The organism is Streptomyces sp. NPDC005963, assembly GCF_040638655.1.
In the GTDB taxonomy this organism is placed as follows: domain Bacteria; phylum Actinomycetota; class Actinomycetes; order Streptomycetales; family Streptomycetaceae; genus Streptomyces.
Window position 1 is genome coordinate 1 of the sequence record NZ_JBEXVD010000091.1, and the last position, 1,422, is coordinate 1,422.

The 1,422-nt window shown below is 66.5% G+C and carries 1 protein-coding gene; it reads right to left on the minus strand.

The window, feature by feature from the left end:
• Window positions 1-29 precede the first annotated feature (29 nt).
• A complete protein-coding gene (locus ABZ348_RS34690; protein ID WP_358940004.1) occupies window positions 30-1,349 on the minus strand; it encodes an IS630 family transposase in 1,320 nt (439 codons plus the stop codon).
• Window positions 1,350-1,422: the final 73 nt, after the last annotated feature.

Consider the following 1,422-nt stretch of genomic DNA (forward strand, 5'->3'; position numbering starts at 1 on the left):
CTAGTGTGATGCGCCTGAAATCCCCAGTGTTAGACCTGCTTGGTTGTGTGGTGGTCGGGCCTGACCTTGGCGAGGTAGTCGGCGAGGGAGTGGAGGATTTCGTCGGCTGTCTTGGTCCAGGTGAAGGGCCTGGGTCGCTCGTTCCAGGTGTTGATCCAGGCCCTGATGTCGTCTTCCAGGGCTTTGACGGAGGTGTGGACGCCGCGGCGGATCAGCTTGTCGGTGAGCAGGCCGAACCACCGCTCCACCTGGTTGAGCCAGGAGGCCCCGGTGGGGGTGAAGTGCACGTGGAACCGGGGATGCCGGGCCAGCCACTTCCTGATCTCGGCGGTGTTGTGAGTGGCGTAGTTGTCGCACACCAGGTGCACGTCCAGTGCGGTGGGCACGGCCTTGTCTATCGCGATCAGGAACTTTTTGAACTCCACCGCCCGGTGACGGCGGTGGAGTTCGCTGATGACGGTGCCATCGGCGATGTTGAACGCGGCGAAGAGGCTGGTGATGCCGTACCGCAGGTAGTCGTGGGTGCGCCGTTCGGGCATGCCCGGCATCATCGGCAGCACCGGCTGCGAGCGGTCCAGCGCCTGGATCTGGCTCTTCTCGTCGACGCAGAGGACCACCGCCCGCTCCGGCGGGTTGTGGTAGAGGCCGACGACGTCGACGACCTTCTCGACGAACTGCGGATCGGTGGAGAGCTTGAAGGAGTCCTGCAGGTGCGGCTTGAGGTCGAACCTTTTCCAGATCCGCCCGATGGTCGACTTCGACAGTCCGGTGCGGGCGGCCATGGAGGCCCGCGACCAGTGGGTGTCCTCGCCCGGCGTGGACTCCAGCGTCGCGACGATCACCTCCTCGACCTGGTCGAGCAGGATCGACGGCGGCCGGCCGGGCCGGGGTTCGTCCTGCAGCCCGTCGAGTCGATCGGCCACGAAACGGGCCCGCCAGCGGTCCACGGTCGACTGGTCCACCCCGAGATCGGCCGCGACCTGCTTGTTCATCACACCCTCGGCACACCGCAGCACGATCTTCGCCCGCAGCGCGAGGTACTGGGCGGTCTTCGCCCGCCTCGACCAGCGCACGAGCTGGGCCCGCTCGCCCCCGGTCAGGACGAGATCGGACTTCGGCCGGCCAATGGGCCCGTCGTCCTCCAGCCCGGCCAGGCGCTCAGCGGCGAACTTCCCACGCCACTTGCGGACCGTCTTCACTCCGGCGCCAAGAGCCTGTGCGGCACCCGCATTCGACATCCCGTCGGCACACGCCAGAACGATCCGGGCCCGCTCGGCCGTACGCCGGTCCGGTAACCCCGCCCGGCGCACCAACTCCGCCCGCTCAGCATCAAACAGCACGATCTCCACTGCAGAAGGACCCGGATGCGCCATATCATCAAGGTACCGACTAACACTGGGGATTTCAGGCGCATCACACTAG